This is a genomic window from Cupriavidus sp. 01L45 (genome assembly GCF_056399885.1).
The window spans coordinates 1-6,846 of the sequence record NZ_JBFTSG010000115.1 but is presented as its reverse complement, the minus strand read 5'-3'; the positions used below and the strand labels follow the sequence as shown (position 1 = coordinate 6,846).

5 protein-coding genes are annotated in these 6,846 nt (G+C 65.1%); 4 read left to right on the top strand and 1 reads right to left on the bottom strand.

Annotation, left to right across the window (positions count from 1 at the left end; all coding sequences use genetic code 11):
* Positions 1–483: 483 nt before the first annotated feature.
* Complete coding sequence (locus AC1DT6_RS39790; RefSeq protein ID WP_441637353.1) at positions 484–2,547, top strand: serine/threonine-protein kinase; 2,064 nt, start codon at positions 484–486, stop codon at positions 2,545–2,547.
* A 38-nt stretch (positions 2,548–2,585) separates the two neighbouring features.
* On the opposite strand, the gene AC1DT6_RS39785 is transcribed toward AC1DT6_RS39790, so the two are convergent.
* A complete protein-coding gene (locus AC1DT6_RS39785) occupies positions 2,586–4,544 on the bottom strand; it encodes an SUMF1/EgtB/PvdO family nonheme iron enzyme (protein WP_441637351.1) in 1,959 nt (652 codons plus the stop codon).
* Positions 4,545–5,008: 464 nt separating this feature from the next.
* Here AC1DT6_RS39785 and AC1DT6_RS39780 point away from each other — a divergent pair, with 464 nt between their 5' ends.
* The 3 genes from AC1DT6_RS39780 to AC1DT6_RS39770 all read left to right on the top strand — a co-directional run bounded on the left by AC1DT6_RS39780 (position 5,009) and on the right by AC1DT6_RS39770 (position 6,602).
* The gene (locus AC1DT6_RS39780) at positions 5,009–5,434 is read left to right on the top strand and encodes a DUF4399 domain-containing protein (RefSeq protein ID WP_428180805.1); all 426 of its coding nucleotides are present in this window, start codon (positions 5,009–5,011) and stop codon (positions 5,432–5,434) included.
* 43 nt (positions 5,435–5,477) lie between these two features.
* Positions 5,478–5,918: a DUF4399 domain-containing protein gene (locus tag AC1DT6_RS39775; protein ID WP_441637349.1), complete on the top strand. Its 441-nt coding sequence runs from the start codon at positions 5,478–5,480 to the stop codon at positions 5,916–5,918.
* A 423-nt stretch (positions 5,919–6,341) separates the two neighbouring features.
* Positions 6,342–6,602 (top strand): hypothetical protein, encoded by a 261-nt coding sequence (locus AC1DT6_RS39770; protein ID WP_477115555.1) that lies wholly within the window; start codon positions 6,342–6,344, stop codon positions 6,600–6,602.
* The last annotated feature ends 244 nt before the right edge of the window (positions 6,603–6,846 follow it).

Genomic DNA, 6,846 nt, shown 5'->3' with positions numbered 1-6,846 from the left:
CGAGTTCTTCGGTGACGGACAGGTCCTTGATGGCGAGGGTGGTAGTCATGGCAGTTCTCCTTGGGAGCGATTGGGACTTGGGGTTCGGTTGGTTCGAGCATTGTTTCTGCGCTCGGGAGGTACAAACGCATGGAGTGTGCCAAGGCGGGCCAGGTCAGCGTGAATCGCCCGCAAACGCAGGCGGGACGTGGGAAGAAATTCTTCGAGGCGGGGAAAATGGCGCCAGCGCACAGTGCGCGGCGGCCTAAATCTGGCGGGCGCATACCAACACAACAACACCGGGTGTTCGCCAATGCGCGACACGCAGCCGCCTGGACCCGTCAATCGTGCGGCAGGCGTCTCTTGCCGGTGTTGATGCAATGCACGAGGGGTTTGCGATTGGCATGAGTGCGGACTAGTATCCATCGTGGGTAGGTACTCGCCGGTGAGCGGCGAGTGAACGCTCAAGGCGCAACTACGCGCAACTACGTCGCGGCTGCATCGATGCCTAGCATTCCAGACCTGATACGTACCTTCCAAAGCGGTGGTCTGTCGCACGACGAGCTTCTTGCCCGCATTGACAGCACCTTGGCCGTGGACCAGGCCAGCGCGACGCAGCTGGCGGACATGCTTTGCGAGGAGAACACGCGCTTCCCGCTGCCGCCAGGCGTCTATGAAGAGGTGCTGCAGCGCATTGAGCGCCGCGGGGCAACGCAGTTCGCGGATGGCGGCGAGGAAACCCGCGTCCAGACCGGCGCTCCCGGCATGGCTTCCCCGCCCACCACGCCCTCGACCGCGCCGGTACCGCCGGCCGACCAGGCCATTGCCGGCGCGGAGCAGTCCAAGGGGGTGGGCGACACCCTGAATGGCCGCTTTGTACTGGAGGAATGCCTTGGCGTGGGGGGCATGGGTACGGTCTACAAGGCGCTGGACCTGCGCAAGCTCGAGGCCTCCGACCGCAAGCCCTATATCGCCATCAAGGTTCTCAATGTGCAGTTCCGCGGTCATCCGAAATCGCTGATAGCACTGCAGCGCGAGGCGCGCAAGGCGCAGACGCTGGCGCACCGCAATATCGTGACGGTCTATGATTTCGATCGCGATGGTTCGGTGGTCTACCTGACCATGGAGTACCTGTCGGGCAAGTCGCTCAATCGCGTCTTGCGCGCGCCGGATTTCGCCGGCATGCCCTTCGCCAAGGCACTGCCAATCGTTACCGGCATGGGCAGGGCGCTTTCCTATGCGCATGAACGTGGCTTTGTCCACTGCGACTTCAAGCCTGCCAACGTGTTCCTCACGGACAGCGGTGAAGTGAAGGTGATCGATTTCGGCATCGCGCGGGTCTTCCAGCAACCGGCGGACGATGCGGACCCGACCGTGTTCGACCCTGGCACGCTCGGCGGCATGACACCAGCCTATGCCAGTCCCGAGATGTTCGAGCATCGCGAGCCGGACCCGCGCGATGACATCTACGCGCTGGCCTGCGTGACGTATGAACTGCTGACGGGCCGGCATCCTTACGAGCGGTTGTCGGCCAACCAGGCACGCGGTGCCGGCCTCAAGCCGCAGCGGCCGAAGTCGCTGAGCCGCGGCCAGTGGCGAGCGCTGCGTGCCGCGCTGTCCTTCGATCGCGCGACGCGCACGCCCACCGTGGCACGCTTCCTGGCCGACCTGGGAACCGAGCGCAGCGGCGCGATGCCGATGGCCAGGCTGGGTGCTGTGTCCCTGGCCGGTGTGCTGGTGGCAGGCGGCGTGGGTTACTACGCATGGCGCTCGCGTCACCCGCCGGACGGCCAGGCTCAGCCCCCGACACAGACCGCTCCCGCGCCCGTCGCAACGCAACCCGCCCAGCCTGCGCCGCCGCAAGCGCCATCGCGCCAGGAAGCCAAGGCGGAGCGCGCGCTCTCCATGCAGGCTGTCGCGCCGGTGCTGGCGCGCGTGCCTTGCTCGCTTTTCTCGGCATCGGCGCAGGAGCATGCGCTGCAGGTGCGCGGCTACGTAGCGGACCGGTTCGGCATCAAGCGCTTGAAAGATGAACTGGAGGCGGTTCCCGGCGTGCAGACACTGAACCTTGACGTGCAACCGCTGGGTGACGACAAGTGCGATGTGATCAAGCTGATCGGGCCCTACTGGTCGGGGCGCCGCGACGGGGACGCGCTCACCACGATCCGCACCAGGGCGCCAGGTGCTCAGCTGACCGAGGGTACACCGTTGATTGTCGATATCACGACGCCGCCTTACGACACCTACGTCTATGTCGACTACTACATGGCGGACGGCAAGGTCGTGCACATGGTGCCCAGCCAGCGCGCCAAGGCCAACCAGGCTCCCGCCAGCTATCACGCGACCGTCGGCAGCCTCGGCGACTGGGTGATCGCAAAGCCGTTTGGCACGGAGCTGATCGTGCTGCTCACCACGCCAGCGCCGTTGTTCGACGCGCTACGCCCGGAGGTGGAGTCCAGGCAGGACTATCTGCGCGCGCTTGAACGGCAGTTGGGGCCGATGGCCGCCAAGCATGGAGATGACCACATCGGCGCCGACGTGGTGCAGATATCCACCAAGGCGCGCTAGTCGGCCAGCTTGCCCCGACGGGACTGGCACGGAAGCCGCTACTTCATGTCTCGCACGACACGAAAGCCATTCTGCGACTGGCGCACGCTGGCGCTGTACTTGAATCGGGTGGAGGAGAGCATATAGCTCGCGCCCTCCAACCAGGAGCCGCCACGGATCACGCGTACGCTGCAGCCGGGTTCGTCCCAGGCACGCCCGTCAACCGGTGCGTTTTTGTAGGAAATGTGCCAGCAGTCGGCGACCCATTCCCACACGCTGCCATTCACGTCGTGCAGGCCCAAGGCATTGGGGGCAAAGGAGCCGACGTTGGCCGGCGTATCGGCGCTCCACGGATCGCCGCAATCCTTGCAGTTCGCCGTTCCCTTGCGCATCTGGTCGCCCCACCAGTAGAGCGTTGAGGTGCCGCCCCTGGCAGCGTATTCCCACTCGGCCTCGGTCGGCAGGCGATAGTGCTTGCCGGTGGTCTTGTTCAGCCATGCGAGGTATTGCTGGGCATCGTCCCAGCTCACATCGCGCATGGGCGCGTTCCTGGGGGCGCTTGCGACGGTGGCGATACGCGGGCACGCGCCAGCGTCGGCGCAGGCACCCCATTGCTCCACGGTGACTTCGTACTTGCCGATCGCGAAGGGCTGCGCGATGGTGACGCGGTGCGGGGGCTTTTCGGTCGGGTCGCCGCCATTGCTGCCCATGGTGAAGCTGCCCGGTGCGACGTTGTGCAGCACGGGGCAAGCCGGGCAGTCCTTGATCTCACCCGGTTTTATGTCGACCGTCACCGCGCCGGAAGCGGCGGCGTGTTGCGTGGCGGGTGAGGGCGTACTTGCCGGGGCGGCGGGCGCGCTGGCGGATGAAGTGGCTGGCGGCGGTTGCACTTTTCCGGTCTGCGTGCGCGCTGGCGGTGGCGTGACTGTGCCCTGTGCCGCGGTTGGCCCGGAGGCGGCGGGCGCGGTGCGGGCGCGGTCGGCGGGCGGCTCTGCCTTGACGCCCGCCGCACGCAGCCGCTCGATCCTTGCCCGTGCCAGCGGCGCGAAGCGGCCGTTCGGATACGCCTTCAGGTAGGCCTCATAGTCGCTGGGGAAATTGCTGTTCTTGATGGAATCCCAGAAGCTGAGCTCGTATTGTTCATCGCTGTCTTTCGGGAGGATCCCGCGATGCCGGATCGCCGGATTCCCGTCCAGGCTGGCGGAATAGGTGGTGCTGTCGATGGCGGGTGCCGCGTCCGTGTCCAACCGGAGCGGGGCGGGCAGCGAGGACGAGACCCACGGCTGCTGCCGCAGCCCCGTTTGCATGCTGACGATCTCGCCCGCCTGCCGGAAGACTGCCTCGGCATCGAGTCCGGGCATGCGTAGCGTACGCAGCAGCGCGGCGGTGAATACGCCATGGCTGACGCCTTCGGCTGCGGCGATGCCAGGGGCCGTGGCATAGGCGATCAGGGTGTTGGCGGGCGCGGCTGGCGGCTTGAAGGCACCGCCGCGGTACGGATTGTCCAGGCAGGTATCGAGGATCAGCACGTTGCGCATGTCCGGGCGCGGCACCGACATGCTTGCCAGCACGGTGCGAAGCTCGGTGCCCGCCGTGAGCAAGCGGGCGGGCGTGCGGCTGCCCGCATCGACGGGAATCAGCACCGGGTTGTCCGCGACCTCGATGCCGTGCCCGGCGAAGTAGAACAGACCGACGCCGCCTGCTTGCAACCGTTGCCGGAATTCGGCAAGCGCGCTTGCCATGCCGTCACGGTCCAGGTTTTCGCGGAGCATGACGTCAAAGCCGAGAGCTGCCAGGGTCTGGCCCATGGCTTGCGCGTCGGTGGCGGCATTGGGCAGCGGTTCGTCCGCATACGCGGCATTGCCGATGACAAGGGCGAGACGCCGGGCCTGGCCGTTCCCGGCGGAAGTGGCCGTGAGCCGTGCTTCGGTGGTGGACGCTGGCGTGTCGATGCCGGCTTCGGCACGCACGGCCGCTGCCAACGCGAACAGGCATATGACAAGGAGTTTTCGCCACATATTCAGGCCTTGTTCGTACGGCGCCGAAGTGCATCGGCGGTCCCACGCGCAAGCGGCGTGACGCGCCACCAGCGAGCGATGATACCCGGCCATCACCCGGCCGGTCCGCCTCGTCCCTGGCGCCGACGCGATGCAGCGCGGGCGGCACTGGGCTCGCTCAATCAACCATAGCACAGCGATTGTGAATCCGGAGGTGCTTCGCAACGCAAGGTGGCGCAGCAAGCTCACTGTTGCCTGCGCCCAGCGATCGCGCACGGCAGCACCAAGTATCTTTTTGCAGTTTTCCGTTCTAAGCTAAATGACGAAATGCAAAAGCGCTGACGAAGAGCAAGAATCCACCGCGCTTTCGAGGTCACGCGAATTGCCTGCGTCCGTTGCTTTGCAGCGGCGCCGGGTGCACGCGTTGCCACACAGGTGTTGCCTTGCATGTTCCGGCGCGGACCGTTGTTCGGGAGGGCTATCGTATGCACAGGCGAACCGTGCTCGGCACACTGGCAGCGTCTCTGTTGGCGCCGTTGCCCTCGATCTCGTTGTCCGCCACATCCCCGCCCAATGCCGAGGTCTACATCATCTGGCCCCCCGATGGCGCCGTGATCGACGGCGGCAAATTCTGGGTGCGCATGGGCCTGCGCAATATGGGGGTCGCGCCCAAGGGGACCGACATGCCCAATGTCGGCCATCACCACCTGCTGATCGACACTGACCTGCCGCCGATGGACAAGGAGATTCCGAACGACCGGAACCACGTGCACTTTGGCGCGGGCGAGACCGAGGCGCGGATCGAGCTGCCGCCAGGCAAACACACCTTGCAGTTGCTGCTCGGCGACAAGGACCATAAGCCCCACGATCCGCCGATCTACTCCAAGAAGATCACCATTACCGTTCGATAAGGCCCGGGCCGCCGGGCCGGCGGCACGATACGGGAGAGAGTCCATGCGTAAGCTCATATCTGCTGCCGCGCTCGCCGCCAGCCTGCTTCTGAACGGTGTCATGCCGGCCAGCGCGATCGCGGGTCCGACGCCCGCGCCGTCCAATGCCTACCTGTACATCGGCTACCCCAACAACAACCAGGTCCTGCCGGCGGGCAAGCCGATCAAAGTGTGGTTCGGGCTGCGCAGCATGGGCGTGGCGCCGCGTGGCGTGAAGTTTCCCAACACGGGTCATCACCATCTGTTGATCGATACGGACTTGCCGCCGATGGACAAGGAAATTCCTAACGATCGCAACCATGTGCATTTCGGCGCCGGCGAGACCGAGACCACGATCGAACTGCCACCGGGCAAGCACACCCTGCAGTTGCTGATGGCCGATGACAAGCACATCCCGCACAACCCGCCGATCTATTCCAAGAAGATCACGATCTACGTGAAGTGATCGCGTTCCGGTACGGCGCGGAACGCACCGCGCCGCCGGGATCGCGGTTGCGCCGCGCGCGTGCCTCCGTGGTGGGAAAGCGCTACCCCCGAACTGAACGTATCGCGCGCATCACGCCTCCCCCTGTTTCCCAGTCACGCTGAGCGCGATCGCCGCGCCCCGCTGGCGTCTGTCGCTGACGAGCGAACACATGGTGTCTGTTGTGTTGGTATGCGCCCGCCAGATTTAGGCCGCCGTGCACTGTGCGCTGGCGCCATTTTCCCCGCCTCGAAAAATTTCTTCCCACGTCCCGCCTGCGTTTGCGGGCGATTCACGCTGACCTGGCCCGCCTTGGCACACTCCATGCGTTTGTACCTCCCGAGCGCAGAAACAATGCTCGAACCAACCGAACCCAAGTCCCAATCGCTCCCAAGGAGAACTGCCATGACTACCACCCTCGCCATCAAGGACCTGTCCGTCACCGAAGAACTCGACGCCCGCGCCATGCGCGCCGTGCGCGGCGGCTTCGTGCCCTTCCTGCCCGTGTTCAGCGCSGTCAAGATCGACTCGACCTTCAAYGCYTMRCAACTGATCGGCCAGACGCAGAACGTCACCAACATGAATGGCAACAACGCGGCCTTCGTCGACGACATCAAGTCGCATGTCMMYTCGACGCAGAACGCCCAAAACAACATCTATCGCTGAACGGCCCGGCAGACGCGGAGGCGGCCCCGCCACCTCCGCTGCCAACCAGCCACTCAGGAACATTTCAAGTCATYCAGTRAAGCCAAGGAGAACCACCATGCCATCCATCATCGTGYGCGACCTCGCCCTGACCCAAGAACTCGACAGCAAGTCCATGACCGCGGTGCGCGGCGGAAAYTCCTGGCTGCAAGGACTGGGCCCGGTGGCCAACGTCAATGTCAACGTCAACCAGAACATCGCCCAG